Source organism: Vibrio sp. Y176 (assembly GCF_033438945.1).
Map to the genome: position 1 here is coordinate 1 of NZ_JAWOQS010000231.1, position 879 is coordinate 879.

General features: G+C 45.2%; 1 protein-coding gene. It reads right to left on the bottom strand.

The genetic code is table 11. The features are described from left to right. Positions 1-655 (bottom strand): aromatic amino acid DMT transporter YddG (gene yddG, locus R7O13_RS25260; protein WP_318304994.1); only part of this gene is annotated, 655 nt, incomplete at its 3' end. Between the last annotated feature and the right edge of the window lie 224 nt (positions 656-879).

Below are 879 nucleotides of genomic sequence, written 5' to 3' on the forward strand. Positions count from 1 at the left end.
CAAGAGCTGACCATGAGAACGTCATTGTAGGCTCATCCGCAAATGCGTACTTAACCCAAAGCGAAACCGCAGTTGCGATAAAAAACAACGTGATCGCATTGTGCTTCGATTGTTGTCGCTGTGTGAGATTACAATAAACCGCCCAAATCACCGCGCCAGTGAACGCCATGAAGTACACCAGCGGATTGCTGCTTACATTCGAGATGATTTGCGTCGGGGATAAACCGTTATCGCCACTCACAGTCCAAGCCACACCAATAAACGCGAGGGTTACTGCTGGATACAACAGCCAATTTGGCTTTTTGTTGCTACCCAATACTGCAAACAACACCGTCAGTGCGGGCCATAAATAGTTGACGATAGATACCTCAATCGCTTGAGCTCGCGAATTCGAATACCCAAGAGCAAGCGCAAGAAAGATCTCATAGCAAACAAACATTGCGCCGCCAACTATCAGATACTTCGGAGAAAAGTAAGATAACTTTGGGATGCCCACCACAATCAATAAAAAGATTGAACTTAGCGAATACAACATCGCCGCCCCACCTACTGGCCCTAAACTTTCGGTTACGAGCCTTGCAATACCCAGTAAGCAACTCCAAGAGAGGATGGCAATGCAGCCATAAAGTGTGAAGCGAAATTGCACGGATTTCATGTGACCTACTACTCACGAATGCCAAAGGAAACTTCAGCTTAACTCAAAAATGATCCGCTTCAACGTACTGTTTTATTAATTTCAGTATAGAAATGATTCTGTTATTCGTTTTGAGTCGATATGAAACACTTTCTACCATCGAGCGTCATGCTGACACCTTTTGTGGTCCCCTACTATGCTGCAGAAGACGACGATCCAGAAATCGTCGAAACTAAGGCAAATGC